Genomic DNA, 16,139 nt, shown 5'->3' on the forward strand with positions numbered 1-16,139 from the left:
TAGAGAGAACGACTTGAACAAGAACAAAAAGAACTTTGCCACCATTTCAGATGTTGCGAGCCATGCTAAGGTGGGTAAAACCAGTGTTTCTCGATACTTAAATGGTGAACAAGATAAACTCTCTGATAACTTGCGAAAGAAAATTTCTGACGCGATAGAGGCTTTGGAATTTCGCCCAAACCATTCAGCAAGGATGTTAAAAGCTGGGCATTCAAAGCTCATTGGGCTCGTATTAGCCGATGTAACTAACCCTTATTCTATCGATATTCTTCAAGGGGTAGAGCATACCTGTCGCCAGCAAGGTTACATGCTAATGGTTTGCAATACAGATAACCAAACCTCCTTACAGGAAGATTATTTGTCATTACTCGAAGCTCACCGTGTCGATGGCCTTATCGTAAATACCGCAGATATGGCTCAAGCACAATTACAGCATCTTAAACAAATTAACTGTCCCTTAGTTCTCGTTGACAGAATTGACACATCTTTGGGGTTCGACTGCGTCGGCCTAGACAATAAGGCAGCGGTTATCGACGCCTGCCAACACTTAATCACACGCAGCTATCAATCCATCCTTGTATTAACAGAGTCTTTGGAGGTCGCACCTCGTAAAGCCCGAGTAGATGCTATCCACCAATTTTGTCGTCAGCACCCTAACCTAAAGTGCGAAGTGGTTGAAATTAATAAGCATGATGAGGCTCAAATTACTGATGTCATAGGCGACTTTATTGGCAGACACCACGGACGCAAACACGCTATTTTTACTACCAATGGCGTCGCCACCCTAATGGCCGCCAAAGGCATTAAAGCGAAAAACCTTCAACTTGGCTCTCAAATTGGCCTAATCAGCATAGATGATCCAGAATGGGCACAACTTTTTGATGGTGGCATTACCGTTATGCGCCAACCAACCCGTGAAATAGGCCAACAAGCATGTAATCGGCTACTGTCTCGTATTCAGGGGAATGAAGAACCAGTACAGCACATTCAACTCACTGCCGAACTTATTACCCGCCAATCAACCTAAATTGAAAAACCATAGAAAGTAAACAAAGCCTACTCTTGGAACCGGTTCCATGATATCGTCAATGAACATGATGTGATCAATATAAATACAAAAAAGCACTCACAGAGTCCGTTATTTAGGTCACCGTTCTTGTATGGGTTGTAGTGACCTTGATCTGCTAATCTTTATTAATACGCTATATGTTTAGCTTATATGCAGACCAGCGTCGCTCAACATAGTCATAACGAATGTTAGAAGAGAGACCACAATGCAAATAAATGCGACACCATCTTTTGTTACTCTGGGCGAAGCCATGGCCCTGTTTATAGCCAAAACAGCAGAGCCACTTTCTGACGTTGAAGAGTTCACTCGCTCCCTTGCTGGAGCAGAAGTTAATGTCGCCATCGGTATGGCTCGTCTCGGTTTTCCGACCACCTATATCAGCAAAGTTGGCCAAGATTGCTTAGGGCAATTTATTAAAAAGGCCATCGAAAAAGAGCAAATTGGCAGCGACGGCATTTCAGAAAGCACTGAACACTCCACTGGCTTCATGATGAAAACCAAACAAACCGACGGCAGCGATCCGGCCGTTGAATATTTTCGACGTAACTCTGCCGCCTCCACATTAAGTGCTACAGACATCGAACCTGGATTATTCAATTCAAGCAGCCATCTTCACTTAACTGGCGTTGCTGCGGCTGTCTCCAGCTCAATGAGAGAAGCAGTCCAACAAGCACTTACACTCGCTAAAGAACAAGGCTGTAGCATCAGCTTTGATACCAACTTACGCCCTTCTCTATGGCCTGATACCGCGACTATGGTGAGCACCATCAACCAGCTGGCTTTTGCTAGTGATATTGTTTTACCGGGCGTCGAAGAAGGTAAAATTCTTGTCGGCAGTGAAGACCCTGAAACCATTGCTGATTTTTATCTTCAACAAGGCGTCACAACCGTGATCGTAAAACTTGGAGGTGAAGGGGCTTATTACAAGACTTCTACAGGCGAATCCGCCACAGTAGCAGGCTTCCCTGTAAAAGAAGTGGTTGATACCGTCGGCGCAGGGGATAGTTTTGCTGTTGGTGTTATTTCCGCCTTATTAGATGGTGAGTCAATCTCACAAGCAACCCGTCGAGGAAACCTATTTGGCTCTCTCGCAGTACAGGTTAGAGGTGATAGTGAAGGCTTACCAACACGTGCTCAATTCAATGCTTTAGTCTAAGGAGAGCTGGTGAAAAAAAAGATACTCTTGTACAAAAAAATTCCTGAGCAGGAGTTTCAACGGCTTGCCGAGCGCTTCGATGTGACTTATTTTCCTATTGTTAATGACTCGAATAGGCACGCCTTTTTCACCGCTTTGGCTGAGGCAGAAGGTATCATTGGCAGCAGTGCTGCGATGGGGGCTGATATTCTGAATAAGGCGGTTAAGTTAAAAGCTGCTTCAACGATTTCCGTTGGCACAGATCAATTTGATCTGGCTTACCTTGCTGGACGGGGTATCCCGTTAATGCACACTCCAGATGTCCTTAACGAAACCACTGCCGACACCCTGTTTACTCTGATTATGTGTACCGCGCGGCGTGCTATTGAGATGTCTAAAATGGTCACTGAAGGTCGCTGGACTAAAAGCATTGGCGAACAGAGTTATGGCACAGATGTGCACGGTAAAACCTTAGGTATTATCGGCATGGGTCGTATTGGTTATGCTCTTGCTAAACGTGGGCATTTTGGCTTTAACATGAAAATTCAATACACCAACCGCCGCCGCAATATAAATGCTGAGCAAGACCTTAATGCCACTTACCTAGAAATGGAGGTGTTACTTAAAACCTCTGATTTTATCTGTGTCATGACACCTCTCACCGAACACACAGAGCGTTTAATCGGTGCAAAAGAATTTGCTCTAATGAAAAAAAGCGCCATTTTTATTAATGGGTCACGGGGTAAGGTCATCGACGAAAAAGCTCTTATAAACGCATTGGCTACAGGCTCTATTCGAGCCGCTGGTCTAGACGTTTTCGAAGTCGAACCTCTTCCCATCGACTCGCCTCTTTGTACACTCGATAATGCAGTGCTGTTCCCCCACATTGGCTCAGCCACCACAGAAACTCGGTTAAAAATGGTTTCCTGCGCGGTAGATAATCTTATTCGAGCATTAGAAGGGGATATCTCTTGCCACTGTGCAAACCGCCACTTATTGGATGCCCAGGACGCCTACACTTCTTCAGCAGAATAAAGACGCCCCTAAACAAAAGATAAGCTAGCGCGAATGCGGGCTATCAAGATTTAACCGTGGCGGATCAAATTAAACATCAAAGTCATCACCAAAGCCTCCACCGAAATCATCAAAGCCAGAGCCTATGTCACCAAAATCACCTTGATCAAATTCGTTCGATCCTAGGTTTGCATCCCCAAAGCCAGCTTGGTCAAAACCAGCTTGGCCAAAATCATTATTTTGATCGAAGCCTGCTTGGCCAAAACCGTCTTGGCTTGTATCAGCACTGCCAAAATCATTACTGGCAAAATCACTTTGTCCGGCGTCAGACTGCCCCATACTATCCGAGCTAAAGTCTTCACCCGTGGGCTCTTGTTGAATAACATCAACCATTTCTGTTGGTGTATGGTGACCGAACATATTCATCAACATACTGCCTACCACCACACCACCAGCCACGCCGGCGGCAGTCTGCAGCGCTCCACCCAAAAAACTACGGTTGCCGGCTGTACTATGTTGTTGATTCGCTTGACCTTGGCCATAAGCAGGCTGCTGTCCATTGCCTTGTTGCCGAGAGAACCCTTGCGCTTTTTGTTGTCCTCGAGGTTCTCCCCAGCCCGATTGCGACTTGCTTCTAGCACCTGGTGATCGGCTCTCTCGAGATGAGTCCGTACCAAACAAGCCGGATAGAAAACCACCTGAAGTGGGCTTTTCAGCCAAGCTTCGTTCTAAATGCTCCACTCTCGCGTTTAAGCGCTTTAACGCAGCCTCCTGCATAATAATCGTTTGCGCCATGTAATAAGGGGCTGATGGCTGTTGAATCAGGTGTTTATTAATCTGCGACTCTGCCGGTGAATCACGTTCCCCTGTTTGCTTTTCTGCTTCTTGTAAGCGTTCAAATAATTGCTCGATTAATCGACTTGCATCATCACTCATCATCATACTCCTAGCCAATAAGATTATTTACATAAGACGCCCTGAGCTTCTCTTCTTATTAGAATAAGGTCTGTCGAGCAACGAACAAGCAAGTAGAGAGTCAGGAAAAAGGAAAAACGATCGGTAATCGAAGGCTAATGAAAAAGCATCAGCAACATAGCTTAAGTAAGAAATGAACGAATGTAACAGGTAGGTAGAAAAACAAAAAAGCCAGACTGATAATCGTGAGTCTGGCTTTATAAAACAGGCTGACTAGAGCAAATGGCTTATTCGCCGTCAGCTTCGCCTTCTGGGCGTTTTGTACGGGTTGCAGGCGTTGCTAAGATTTCCAAATAAAAGGTCTGCCACGCTTGGCTTTCAGCGAAGCTAATTTTGTCATTAATTTCGGCAACATGAATCACCTCAGCAGCGTCCTCTGTGTTACCAAATTTGCAATCGAATCCCCAAAAGTCAGCGTAATCAGGCAAGGTTTTATTGCGCTCGCGTTTTAAGTATTTCTTTACGTCAGCTTTCGCTGCCTCAATTAATCGAGGGTATGCAATTTTTGGGTGAGATAGCTGAAATGTCTTTTTCATTGGAATCCTACAGGTTAAGACTGAGGCAGCGATCAAACGCCGCCTTCTAATGATGCGCATGATAACGGAATATCAAAGCGCTAGCCATGAATATGACGAATCTAGTGTGAACATATCGACTCAAGATCAGCATCAAAAAATACGGATCTCCCATCACGGCTTTTGTTTCACAAAAAAGACCATAAGGCATACTTTCCACAAACCTTAAAAGTACTCTTTTTTGTCTTGATAGGCCTGCCTAAGGTGCTCTATTAATAGCCGCAGTTTTTCGGGCAAGTATTTAGTAAAAGGGTAAATGGCGTAGACACCCAACTGTCTAGGTTGAAACTCAGTCAAAATAGCCACCAGCTTCCCTTGCAGTAAATCTTCATAAACACTGCAACGGGGCACATACACGATACCAAAACCAGCCAACGCAGCTTTGCGCAATGCTTGGGCATTGTTAGTCGCAAAGCTGCCGCTGATCCGCACGTTTTTTTCTTCGCCTGCTTGATAAAAGCGCCAATCAAATGAGCCATGGGACTGGTAGGTATAAGCAAGACAGTTGTGTTCTTTCAGCGCCTCTAATGTCTTGGCTTCCCCATGTACATCCAGATAACTCGGCGAACAGCAAACCACCCAGTTAGATTGAATTAGCGGCTTGGCAATCAAACTGGAATCTTCCAGTTTTCCTGTACGTATCGCAAGGTCTAGCCCTTCTCCTACTAGATCAACAAAATCATTTTCGAGGCGCATATCAACGGTAATATTTGGGTACTTCTGACAAAAGTCTGCCACAGCCTCTGCCAACAACAATTCACCAGAAATCGTCGGTACAGACATTTTTATCGTTCCAGTTAGGCCTTGGCTAAAGCTTGAGACTGAGGCAATTGCATCACTTACTTGGCCTTCAATATTTTTAGCATGGATATAGAGACTCTCCCCCGCTTCGGTCAGGCTCAGTCGCCTCGTGGTACGATGAATCAACTGAACACCAAGAGACGCTTCTAATTTACTGATTCTTTTACTAAGCGCTGGGGTAGAGAGCCCATTCTGCTCTGCAGCCTTGTTGAAGGAACCATGATCAGCAACACTAACAAAAAGAGTTAAATCTGCAGCATTCACCGTTATTACACCGTTTTAAGAAATAGTTTATTAGTTTATGTCGTATTTATTGCAAATAAAACGCGCACTATACTATTTTTTTAACATCACTTTTCTCATTAGAAGATTTCTAGGAGCAACATAATGCGACTCAAGGACTGCCATAACTTTCAAGACTTTCGCACTTTGGCCAAAAAGCGTCTACCGAGTCCAATTTTTAATTATATTGACGGCGGCTCTGATGACGAATCAACTTATCGACGTAATACCACAGCATTTGAAACTTGTGATCTTGTTCCTAGTGTCCTCACAGGAGTTGAAGAAGTTGACTTATCAGTAACCGTAATGGGGCAAAAGTTAGCCATGCCGGTTTACTGCTCACCCACTGCTTTGCAACGTTTATTCCACCATCAAGGGGAACGTGCTGTCGCTGGCGCCGCAGAGAAGTATGGCACTATGTTTGGTGTCTCTTCCCTTGGTACTGTCAGTATGGAAGACATTGCTAAACAAATTAATACGCCTCAGGTTTATCAGTTCTATTTTCACAAAGACCGAGGTTTGAACCGTGCCATGATGGAGCGGGCAAAAGCAGCCGGAATCAAAGTCATGATGCTAACCGTTGACTCTATTACTGGCGGTAACCGCGAACGCGATTTGCGAACTGGCTTTTCCATTCCCTTTCGCTTAACGCTAGCAGGTATGCTGCAATTTGCTCTTAAACCCATGTGGGGAATTAATTATGTTACTCACGAAAAATTTCGCTTACCGCAACTAGATGAGCACATTAACATGGGATCTAGTGCCACCTCCATTGGGGACTATTTTACTAACATGCTAGACCCTTCAATGAATTGGGACGATGTTGCCGAGATGGTGAAATTTTGGGATGGGGAATTTTGCTTGAAAGGTGTTATGAGTCGAGAAGATGCGCGTAAAGCAGTAGAGATTGGCTGTACCGGCATTGTCATTTCGAATCATGGCGGTCGACAGCTCGATGGCTCTCGAAGCTCTTTTGATCAGCTTGCTGAAATAGTAGATGAAGTGGGTAATGAGATAGATGTTATTTTTGACAGCGGCATTCAACGCGGCACTCATGTTTTAAAAGCCTTATCATTAGGCGCGAAAGCCGTTGGTATTGGCAGAATGTATCTTTACCCTTTAGCTGCAGCTGGGCAACCCGGTGTTGAAAGAGCACTAGGATTAATGAGAGCAGAACTGGAGCGGGATATGAAATTGATGGGCAAAACGTCTATTCAACAACTTAGCAGAGAAAATTTGCGTTTTCGACTTTAAACTAATACAAAGCGAACAAGTGAAACCTATTTGTTTCACTTGTTCATCGCACTTCAACAATGATCTAGCTATTACGCTTTTTTCTTAAGCGATTTTTTAAGCTTATCAATTTTACTCTTTTGCTTTGCAACTTTTTCTTTACGCGCTTTTATTTCTTTCTTGATAGTTTTCGCTTCTTTCTTAGACATTTGTATCTCCTTGATATTCATTTATTTAACGAGAAAAAAGATTAAACCTTTCCCAAACAAATAACCACAAAAAACACAAATTGTCATAAAAACTTCATAAAAAAGAAACTCAAGTGAAATATTCATTTTGTATAGCGATGGCTTTAACCACTAGCAATCAAACGATGTTGTTTTCGACGTCTACACAGGTATCAGTCTAACTTTTATACCCGAAAAGTAATAACGAATCACCTTTTAATAACCTAAGAAAACACAGAAAGACATTTCCTTATCTTAATTAGCCTGTGAAGAAGTCAATAAAGATTATAAAAATCGCCTTCTCAGCGCTTGCTTAACGGCGAACATCAGACAAAAAATAATGCCTTTTTAAAAGTAATTTTCGACAAAAAACAGAGGTCAATTACTCTTCTACTCCATCTTTTTTATCTTTTCTTCGTTCTGTTTAAGGGATTTCATTTCTAAAATCATCGGTTCATCTAAAACAAAGTTGCACAAGCAGAAACAAAACCACATCATATAAAACAAAATCCTACTAATTAATAATATATGAGAACAAAATGCACTTAGATGACACAGACTTGAAACTACTTGCCTTAATACAATCCGATGATAGTATCTCTGTAGACCTGATGGCGAAGCGTGTAGGCTTGTCCAAAACCCCCTGCTGGAGGCGTCTTCAAAAACTTGAAAAAGCGGGCTATATAAAGCGCCACGTCGCCTTATTAGATGCCGATAAACTCGAGTTAGGCGTATCAGTTTTTGTGCAAATAAAAACCAATCGACACGACGCCAGCTGGGCTTCTGAATTTGCCAATATCATTGCTGAATTTCCTGAAATTGTTGAGTTTTATCGCATGGCTGGAGAGTATGATTATTTAATGAGAGTGCTGGTAAAAGACATCCCTGCTTATGATCATTTTTATAAACGTTTAATCAGCGCCACTGCGCTAACTGATGTCACATCAAACTTTGCAATGGAACAAATCAAATACACAACGGAGCTACCCTTGCCTCTCAATAAGTAACGGCAAAATAGTCGAACCTTTATTCAAATGAGTAGCAGACTATTTAGGGTGACCTTTTTCTAAAAGAGAAAATAGAATGACTGAAAAAACTCCCTTATCGAAGATGAATAAAGAAGACTCGTTACTTAACTATATTCGTGAAAATATTATAGGGCATAACACTCAAATAAAAACTCCCTTTGGAATGCGCACTTTAACCTATGCAGATTATACTGCTTCGGGCCGCAGTCTTCGCTTCATTGAAGATGCCATACGTCATTATGTTTTACCTATGTATGCCAATACCCATACAGAAGCAAACGCTACAGGCCAACAGACAACAACATTTCGTGAGCAAGCCAGACAACAAATCCGTGATGCCACTAATGCTGATGAGAGCGACTTACTTTTATTTTGCGGCAGCGGTGCAACAAGCGCGATTAACACCTTAATCACACAACTTGGATTACCTCGTTTAAAAGACAATGAAAAGAATAATGTCTGCGTTTTAGTCGGCCCATATGAACACCATTCCAATGAGCTTCCGTGGCGCGAATTAGGCGTTAATGTTATTCGCATTAACGAGGCATCAACTGGTGGAGTTTGCCTAATTCACTTAGAACAAACATTACAAAACAACCAAGGAAAACAGCTTATTGGTAGCTTTAGCGCCGCCTCTAATGTGACTGGCATCCTTTGTCAACAAGACACAATTACAGCATTACTGCATCACTACAAAGCATTAGCATTTTGGGACTTTGCAGCTGCCGCTCCCTATGTAAATATCGATATGAATCCAGTCGCTAACAGCACCGCAAGAAAAGATGCTATTTTCTTTTCGACACATAAGCTCGTCGGTGGCCCTGGAACTCCTGGGGTGTTAATTGTTAAAAAACAAATTATTCACAACCCACTACCAAGCACTGTCGGTGGCGGTACAGTGTCTTTTGTTACTCCAGATAGCCATGCCTTCCTACCATTGGGAGAGCGCCGTGAAGAAGGTGGCACACCAGCAATCATTGAATCAATACGCGCAGGTCTGGTTTTTCAACTTAAGCAAACCGTCGGAATAAAAGTTATCGAAAAACAAGAGCGGCTCTGGGCGGAACAAATTCATCGTCGATGGATCAATAACCCAGCTATAGAAAGATTAGGCCACCCCACAGCGGCAAGACTTTCTATTACCGCATTTCGTATTCGCACAGAATTTGGCTACCTACACCACGGCTTGATTACAGCCCTACTCAATGATTTATTTGGCATTCAGGTTAGGGGAGGCTGCTCTTGTGCGGGTCCATACGGTCATCAGTTATTAGGAATTGATAATGAAAGATCATTACGCATTCAAGACGCTCTTAATCATGGTGAGAAACTTGTCAAACCAGGTTGGGTTCGCTTTAACCTTAACTATTTTCTTCATCAAACCGATGTAGACTTTATTCTTGATGCCATTGACTTCATCGCAGCCCATGGCCTGACCCTACTGCCCTTTTACGCATACGATAACAATAATGACCTATGGCACTTTCAAAATAAGGCAATTGCATCGCCTAATTTAAAGGACTTGTTTGATCTTTTACCCAGCCATGAAGCACCCTTACCTCCACCAGCAGCTAAGGAAGACTATTTTTTCGCCGCAAAAAAAGTGCTGGAAGAGTGCTTAAACCTTACTTACAGCCCACAAAAGCAAGCATTTCAAGAGCAATACAACGATATTAGAGACTTTGTGTTAGTACAGGATATTTGTTGATCCTTCCTTTATGATTTTCTCCTTGGTAGCGCAACAAGGGAGAAATATCCCCCTAGAAAGCACCTCCACTACATTAGTATTATTATATTTTTGTAATATTTAGTTACAGAGAAGGGTTTTCTACTATCCTAAATAGTAATATCTAAGTTCAGCAACATTCCTTTAAATCATGACTAATATTGACTATCTTGTATAAAAAAGTAGCACTGCTTTAACATAATGCTGGAAGTATTCATGCCCTTACAGAAACACTTACGTTGGCCTTTTTTCACTAGCCTCCTACTGACTCTTTGTATCGAATCTCACGCCTCAACGTTAAGTAAGGTTATTAAACGAGGAGACATAAATTGTGGTGTCTACCCTGACGATCCAAGCAGAAGTGCAATTTCGATTCAAGGAAACTGGGAAGGCTTCTATGTCGATTTTTGCCGTGCCGTGGCCGCTGCAGTATTACAAAATCCAGATTATGTTAACTTTGTCGAAGTTCGAGCAAAAACCCGCTTCACAAGTTTAGTGGATAGAACAACAGATGTTGTGATGTATAGCTCGACTTGGACACTTGGTCGAGAGGATACCTATGCTATTAGCTTTCCAGCTATATACTTATTTGATGCCCAGGCAATTTTAGTTCGAAAAAATTCGGGGATTAAGTCGCTTAAAGATCTAAACAATAAATCTATTTGTGTTACTAACAACACAACCTCACAACGCAACCTTGAAAACATTATTGCTATTCGAAAGCTGAATACCGAAGTGATCTATTCGAAAAGCGATCCCTTTTTTCGAGGCAGTGCCTGCGATGCTTACACTGGGGACAAAATGAATTTACTCATTTCATTAGCAAATCACACCGTCAGAAAACAAGACTACACCCTACTACCAAGTAGGCTCTCACGAGAGCCTATCAGCCCCACCGTGCGCAACGATGACGTTCAATGGCACCATATAATTCGTGCTGTGATTCACGCGACTATTTTAGCGGAAGAAAAAGGCGTTACAGCAAGCAACGCGGACCATTTGCGAGAACATAGCAACGACCTAGAGGTAACAAACCTACTTGGTAGCACAGGCAATATAGGTGAAATGCTTGGGCTAGATAAAGACTGGGGGTATCGTGTCATTAAATCTGTCGGTAATTATGCAGAGATATTTGATCGAAATTTAGGGGAAAACTCTCCAGTTCAGGCTGATAGAGGCTTAAGCGCATTATGGAAAGATGGTGGAACCTTGTTTTCTCCTCCTTTTAAATAAAATAACTGAGTAAGATGAAAATTGTTGTAGCATAAGATTGTAAGGAGAGATTTCATGGCAGATTTCGCTACAGAAAAGCTCAGAGCAAGAAAACAAATTGGGTTTCGATTAAACTTAGTTTTACTTGGTGTACTGTGTTTTTATCTCATTATTACCGCTTATAGTGTATTCATCTTATGGCAGCAATCTGAAGAATTTAAGCATCTAACTAACACCCAGTTTGAACGTGCTATTCATGCCGCGGAGCTATCAAGAGATGCTGAACAGATTACCTCGCAAGCTCTTGAAAAAATGATTGTTCAAGATTATAACAACACCTATTACCAGTCTTTAAGTAACACCCCAAGAAAACTCTTCGACTCAATTCGTAACAAACTCTACGCCACGACAGACAAAGAAAAAACCATTCTAGATGAGATCGATAACATCACCACACCTTATTTTAGTACGTTAAAAATCCTAGATCATTATCTGCTAAGAGAAGAGGAGCTTACTAAAAAGAAGAGCAGTATCTCGAATGGATTAAGTCATTTACAAGAGTCCATTTCCAGCGCTGGACACAATACGCCGCAACAACAATATTTTAACAATCTTTTTTTAAACGCAATCAATATCACCTTACTTAGTCAAAATTCAGTCAAGCGAGGTGAGCTGCAGGCACAAAAGAACGCAATCAGTGGATTGCTGGCTAAAATGTATTATTTGGATAACCTTTCTTCCGCACAATCATCACTACTCGACCAGCTGTTTCAAACAGCTCAATTCGCTTTTTCCACTAAGACTCAATTTCAAAACCAACACCTAGCAACATTGTCAGCGATTCGAAAAACAAGGCAGCAAGCACAGCGCCTGAGTGCGGCTTCCTATGATTTTTACCTGCTATTAAAAATAGCCACATTAGACTCCACTCAGAAACACGATGCCCTGATACGTGATGTAATCACCAACATTGTTCTATTTAGCTGCGCCTTCCTGGTACTCACCGCCTTTGCTTATTGGTTTATCCGACACTACCTCATCTTTAGGCTAAACCGCTTAAACAACACCATGCTGCAACATGTTAAAGGTGTTAAAGCTCCTATCCCCCAATCTGGGGAAGATGAAATCGCCTTAATGGGAAAAGCATTTTCGGTTTTTGTTGAAGCCACCGAGCAGGCCAAACGCGACTCAATTACAGCCAGAAAAGAAGTGGAAGACGCCAATCTCAAGCTACTCCAGTTAAATCAGTCGCTGCAAACACTCAGTCATACTGATGATTTAACGCAACTCTCAAATCGACGTTTTTTCTTTAAAAAATTTACTGAGTACTGGAAGAAAGCGAGTATTGAACAACACGATATAAGCTTAATCATGATTGATTTAGACTGGTTTAAACAATTCAACGACCACTATGGTCACCAAGCGGGTGATAAATGTTTAATAGAAATTGCCCAAATTCTTAAAACTGACTCAGAAGCTGTTGGCGGTTTAGCCGCACGTTACGGCGGAGAAGAGTTTATTATTCTATTGCCAAATATAGATAGAATGAGAGCAATGACCTTTGCAAAGCATTTGAGAAGAAAAGTCGGCGAAGCTGACATTTCCCATGAAGCCTCCAATACGGGAAGAGTCACCCTAAGTATTGGGGTTGCCACTCATCAGCCCAAGCCAGGTGATGATTTAGATAAACTAATATATTTAGCAGATCAAACACTTTACGAAGCGAAAAAGAGTGGTCGCGATCAAGTATTAGAATTTGTCGAGAGCTAAGCCAGCTTTTCCCGTCGACAAAAGGGACTCAAACAAGAGACTAATAAAAACAGATTCTCTTTAGATAGAACTCAATCATGGTATTTCTTTTTTTAGGCGAACCAATTTTCAGGTGTGCTGGATAAGCCTCTGCCTTTCCATTTCTTTGATAGCCTCGATTTTCGCAAAATCGCTTTAGAGCTTTTTGCTCGGACAGTACTGAAACTGATAAGAAAGTCACCCCATAAACTTTCGTTGCAATGCTTTCTATTGCTGACAAAAGGTGGCTTCCCATCCCTCTTTTTTGATAGACCGGCAGCACCGCAAAAGAGCCAATATAGGCTTCGTTACCCGCTAGGGTTAACCTACTGCAAGCCAGTAAAGCAGTGTCATTTCGACACACAAAAAAATACGTTCCCGCCTCTTTCATATTACGTTCGACTAACGCTTGAGAGGAACGCGCTCCGGTTAATAGTTGAGGCTCGTTTGTCCAATTATCCTCACCTCGATAAGCTAAATTTAACAAATCACTAATAGCCCCTGCATCATGGTATCTTGCAAGCTGCCAACGAAACCGACTCTCTTTCATAACTAACCTCCTGATGCTATAACGAGACTTCCCAGAGCGTAGCAAACATCCGTAAGTAACCTTATCGAGCACGATCAGGTAAAAATCTCCGTTTGTATCGATTAAGTATAAAGAATCATATCCCTCGATATGTCGGCACTCCCCAAACTTTCACTAAAAGCCTTATTTTGGCGAAATGCTTCCATCTTTACCGTGGTTAAGAAGATATTAGTCCGTGCAGGCATCTCACAATGTGAATTAAGTCGCGCCCTTGAGCGCTTATCTAAACATCGCCTTACCAGCTTATTTTCCGGTAGGTATGAGCTATTCGACTAAAGTCGGACTTATTAATTTACGAACTGCTGCTAAATTGATCAGGTGTAGAAAAAATAATTATAAATAAGGAGATCTACCGTGTCAGATCATAATTTAAATGCGCAACAGTACTGGCAGGCCAACCTAAGGCTTATTTTAGGTTGCTTGGTCGTATGGGCATTGGCTTCCTATGGATGTGCCATTCTCTTTCGACCTTTACTCAGCGGAATTCATATTGGAGGAACCGATTTAGGATTTTGGTTCGCACAACAAGGCTCCATTCTTGTTTTTATCATCTTGACCTTCTTCTATGCATGGAGAATGAACAAGCTTGATGAAAAATTTGGCCTAGAGGAGTAAGTCAGTATGAGTCAATTTACCATTAACCTGCTTTTCGTCGGCGCTTCGTTTGCCCTCTACTTCGGTATTGCTTTTTGGGCACGCGCAGGCTCTACCAAAGAGTTCTACGTAGCCGGTGGCGGCGTACACCCAGTATTAAACGGTATGGCAACAGCCGCGGACTGGATGTCTGCGGCTTCTTTCATTTCCATGGCTGGCTTAATCGCCGCCGGTGGCTATGCAAACTCAACCTTCCTAATGGGGTGGACTGGCGGTTACGTTCTACTAGCGATGCTGCTCGCTCCTTATTTACGAAAATTTGGCAAGTTCACTGTGCCAGACTTTATCGGTGATCGCTTCTATAGCCGAACGGCACGACTCGTTGCCGTCGCTTGTCTGATTATCGCCTCCGTAACCTATGTTATCGGCCAAATGACCGGTGCCGGTGTCGCCTTTTCTCGCTTCTTGGAAGTTAATAACGACACAGGACTAATGATCGCCGCGGTCGTGGTTTTTTTCTACGCAGTACTCGGTGGTATGAAAGGGATTACTTATACTCAGGTAGCTCAGTATGTGGTGTTGATCATCGCTTATACGATTCCTGCAGTATTTATCTCGCTACAACTTACCGATACCTTCATCCCTGCAATTGGCCTATTTTCCAACCATACGGAATCAGGCATGCCATTGCTGCAAAAGCTGGATGAAGTGGTTCGTGAACTTGGCTTTAGAGACTACACCGCCGACGTAGATAACAAACTAAACATGGTGCTATTTACACTGTCTTTGATGATAGGTACAGCCGGTTTGCCCCATGTAATCATTCGCTTTTTCACTGTACCTAAAGTCGCTGATGCTCGTTGGTCTGCGGGCTGGGCATTAGTATTCATTGCACTACTGTATTTGACCGCTCCTGCTGTTGCCTCTATGGCTCGGTTAAATCTATTAAGCACCATCTACCCTGATGGCCCTACTGCACAATCAATTGAATACGCAGAGCGCCCTGACTGGGTCAAAAATTGGGAAACAACAGGGTTAATTAAATTTGAAGACAAAAACGCCAATGGTCGTATTGAGCTATATAACGATACACCAGCATTTGAAGCTGAAGCGACAGCTCGCGGCTGGAATGGTAACGAGCTTGTGGTTAACCGAGATATTCTGGTGTTGGCTAACCCTGAGATAGCAAACCTTCCTAGCTGGGTTATTGGCTTAATTGCAGCTGGCGGCCTCGCGGCAGCATTGTCTACCGCAGCAGGCTTGTTGCTCGCGATCTCTTCGGCAATAAGTCATGATTTAATCAAGGGGACAATTAATCCCAATATAACCGATAAAGGAGAGTTATTCGCCGCCAGGATATCGATGTTTATCGCCATTGTAGTAGCAACCTATTTGGGCATGAACCCTCCAGGGTTCGCAGCACAAGTCGTAGCACTCGCATTTGGTATCGCTGCCGCTTCCATCTTCCCTGCTCTGATGATGGGGATCTTTTCGAAGCGCGTGAACAGCAAAGGGGCTGTAGCAGGAATGTTAGCAGGTTTGGTCTCTACCTTGGTTTATATCTTCTTATTCCTAGGTTGGTTCTTTATTCCTGGCACAGCATCATTTGCCAACACCCCAGACAACTGGTTATTCGGAATCTCACCATTATCTTTTGGGGCCATTGGCGCTGTGATTAACTTTGCGGTTGCTTTCTTCGTCTCTTCTATGACTGAGGAACCACCAAAAGAAATCCAAGATCTGGTCGAAAGCGTGCGTTACCCGCAAGGTGCTGGTAAGGCTATTGATCACTAAAACTAGGCACTAAAAAAGCTCGAGGATCGATTTGATGCTCGAGCTTTTATGCTTATTAAGTTGGTTTATTTCTGCTTTAATCGGGATAAAACAAGAA

The 16,139-nt window shown here is 42.8% G+C and carries 14 protein-coding genes; 10 read left to right on the forward strand and 4 right to left on the reverse strand.

Going from position 1 to position 16,139, the window contains the following annotated elements; all coding sequences use genetic code 11:
- Positions 1 to 13: 13 nt before the first annotated feature.
- The 3 genes from DFP81_RS15900 (at position 14) to DFP81_RS15910 (ending at position 3,239) form a co-directional block, all read left to right on the forward strand.
- Positions 14 to 1,027 (forward strand): LacI family DNA-binding transcriptional regulator, encoded by a 1,014-nt coding sequence (locus DFP81_RS15900; RefSeq protein ID WP_115898883.1) that lies wholly within the window; start codon positions 14 to 16, stop codon positions 1,025 to 1,027.
- 247 nt (positions 1,028 to 1,274) lie between these two features.
- Positions 1,275 to 2,225 (forward strand): sugar kinase, encoded by a 951-nt coding sequence (locus DFP81_RS15905; RefSeq protein WP_115898884.1) that lies wholly within the window; start codon positions 1,275 to 1,277, stop codon positions 2,223 to 2,225.
- Positions 2,226 to 2,234: 9 nt separating this feature from the next.
- Positions 2,235 to 3,239, forward strand: coding sequence for an NAD(P)-dependent oxidoreductase (locus DFP81_RS15910; RefSeq protein ID WP_115898885.1), 1,005 nt, complete (start codon positions 2,235 to 2,237; stop codon positions 3,237 to 3,239).
- Between the two features lie 69 nt (positions 3,240 to 3,308).
- On the opposite strand, the gene DFP81_RS15915 is transcribed toward DFP81_RS15910, so the two are convergent.
- From DFP81_RS15915 to DFP81_RS15925, 3 genes are all read right to left on the reverse strand, one after another.
- A complete protein-coding gene (locus DFP81_RS15915) occupies positions 3,309 to 4,154 on the reverse strand; it encodes a DUF2076 domain-containing protein (RefSeq protein WP_181903120.1) in 846 nt (281 codons plus the stop codon).
- Between the two features lie 266 nt (positions 4,155 to 4,420).
- The gene (locus DFP81_RS15920; protein WP_115898887.1) at positions 4,421 to 4,729 is read right to left on the reverse strand and encodes a DUF6172 family protein; all 309 of its coding nucleotides are present in this window, start codon (positions 4,727 to 4,729) and stop codon (positions 4,421 to 4,423) included.
- Positions 4,730 to 4,933: 204 nt separating this feature from the next.
- Positions 4,934 to 5,833, reverse strand: a complete 900-nt coding sequence (locus DFP81_RS15925; RefSeq protein WP_115898888.1) for a LysR family transcriptional regulator — start codon at positions 5,831 to 5,833, stop codon at positions 4,934 to 4,936.
- A 123-nt stretch (positions 5,834 to 5,956) separates the two neighbouring features.
- Here DFP81_RS15925 and DFP81_RS15930 point away from each other — a divergent pair, with 123 nt between their 5' ends.
- The 5 genes from DFP81_RS15930 to DFP81_RS15950 all read left to right on the forward strand — a co-directional run bounded on the left by DFP81_RS15930 (position 5,957) and on the right by DFP81_RS15950 (position 13,047).
- Positions 5,957 to 7,105 carry an alpha-hydroxy acid oxidase gene (locus DFP81_RS15930; protein ID WP_115898889.1) on the forward strand — a complete coding sequence of 383 codons (1,149 nt, stop codon included), beginning with the start codon at positions 5,957 to 5,959 and terminating at the stop codon, positions 7,103 to 7,105.
- A 745-nt stretch (positions 7,106 to 7,850) separates the two neighbouring features.
- Positions 7,851 to 8,318, forward strand: a complete 468-nt coding sequence (locus tag DFP81_RS15935; RefSeq protein ID WP_115898890.1) for an Lrp/AsnC family transcriptional regulator — start codon at positions 7,851 to 7,853, stop codon at positions 8,316 to 8,318.
- 76 nt (positions 8,319 to 8,394) lie between these two features.
- On the forward strand, positions 8,395 to 10,047 hold the full coding sequence (locus DFP81_RS15940; RefSeq protein WP_115898891.1) for an aminotransferase class V-fold PLP-dependent enzyme: 1,653 nt from the start codon (positions 8,395 to 8,397) through the stop codon (positions 10,045 to 10,047).
- A 234-nt stretch (positions 10,048 to 10,281) separates the two neighbouring features.
- The gene (locus DFP81_RS15945; RefSeq protein WP_115898892.1) at positions 10,282 to 11,298 is read left to right on the forward strand and encodes an amino acid ABC transporter substrate-binding protein; all 1,017 of its coding nucleotides are present in this window, start codon (positions 10,282 to 10,284) and stop codon (positions 11,296 to 11,298) included.
- Between the two features lie 54 nt (positions 11,299 to 11,352).
- Entirely contained in the window at positions 11,353 to 13,047 is a 1,695-nt protein-coding gene (locus tag DFP81_RS15950) for a GGDEF domain-containing protein (protein ID WP_115898893.1), read from the forward strand.
- Between the two features lie 40 nt (positions 13,048 to 13,087).
- On the opposite strand, the gene DFP81_RS15955 is transcribed toward DFP81_RS15950, so the two are convergent.
- Positions 13,088 to 13,615, reverse strand: a complete 528-nt coding sequence (locus DFP81_RS15955; protein ID WP_115898894.1) for a GNAT family N-acetyltransferase — start codon at positions 13,613 to 13,615, stop codon at positions 13,088 to 13,090.
- 393 nt (positions 13,616 to 14,008) lie between these two features.
- On the opposite strand from DFP81_RS15955, the gene DFP81_RS15960 reads away from it, so the two are divergent.
- Both DFP81_RS15960 and DFP81_RS15965 read left to right on the forward strand, forming a co-directional pair.
- Positions 14,009 to 14,269 (forward strand): DUF4212 domain-containing protein, encoded by a 261-nt coding sequence (locus DFP81_RS15960; RefSeq protein WP_115898895.1) that lies wholly within the window; start codon positions 14,009 to 14,011, stop codon positions 14,267 to 14,269.
- Positions 14,270 to 14,275: 6 nt separating this feature from the next.
- A complete protein-coding gene (locus DFP81_RS15965; RefSeq protein WP_115898896.1) occupies positions 14,276 to 16,042 on the forward strand; it encodes a sodium:solute symporter family protein in 1,767 nt (588 codons plus the stop codon).
- Positions 16,043 to 16,139 lie beyond the last annotated feature (97 nt).

Origin of the sequence: Marinomonas pollencensis (genome assembly GCF_003387375.1) — a bacterium.
Taxonomy (GTDB): domain Bacteria; phylum Pseudomonadota; class Gammaproteobacteria; order Pseudomonadales; family Marinomonadaceae; genus Marinomonas; species Marinomonas pollencensis.

Bases quoted from the DNA above. Each gene is read 5' to 3' on its own strand.
- DFP81_RS15905 (WP_115898884.1), top strand. From the start codon at position 1,275: ATGCAAATAAATGCGACACCATCTTTTGTTACTCTGGGCGAAGCCATG.
- DFP81_RS15915 (WP_181903120.1), bottom strand. From the start codon at position 4,154: ATGAGTGATGATGCAAGTCGATTAATCGAGCAATTATTTGAACGCTTA.
- DFP81_RS15920 (WP_115898887.1), bottom strand. From the start codon at position 4,729: ATGAAAAAGACATTTCAGCTATCTCACCCAAAAATTGCATACCCTCGA.
- DFP81_RS15930 (WP_115898889.1), top strand. From the start codon at position 5,957: ATGCGACTCAAGGACTGCCATAACTTTCAAGACTTTCGCACTTTGGCC.
- DFP81_RS15935 (WP_115898890.1), top strand. From the start codon at position 7,851: ATGCACTTAGATGACACAGACTTGAAACTACTTGCCTTAATACAATCC.
- DFP81_RS15940 (WP_115898891.1), top strand. From the start codon at position 8,395: ATGACTGAAAAAACTCCCTTATCGAAGATGAATAAAGAAGACTCGTTA.
- DFP81_RS15945 (WP_115898892.1), top strand. From the start codon at position 10,282: ATGCCCTTACAGAAACACTTACGTTGGCCTTTTTTCACTAGCCTCCTA.
- DFP81_RS15950 (WP_115898893.1), top strand. From the start codon at position 11,353: ATGGCAGATTTCGCTACAGAAAAGCTCAGAGCAAGAAAACAAATTGGG.
- DFP81_RS15955 (WP_115898894.1), bottom strand. From the start codon at position 13,615: ATGAAAGAGAGTCGGTTTCGTTGGCAGCTTGCAAGATACCATGATGCA.
- DFP81_RS15965 (WP_115898896.1), top strand. From the start codon at position 14,276: ATGAGTCAATTTACCATTAACCTGCTTTTCGTCGGCGCTTCGTTTGCC.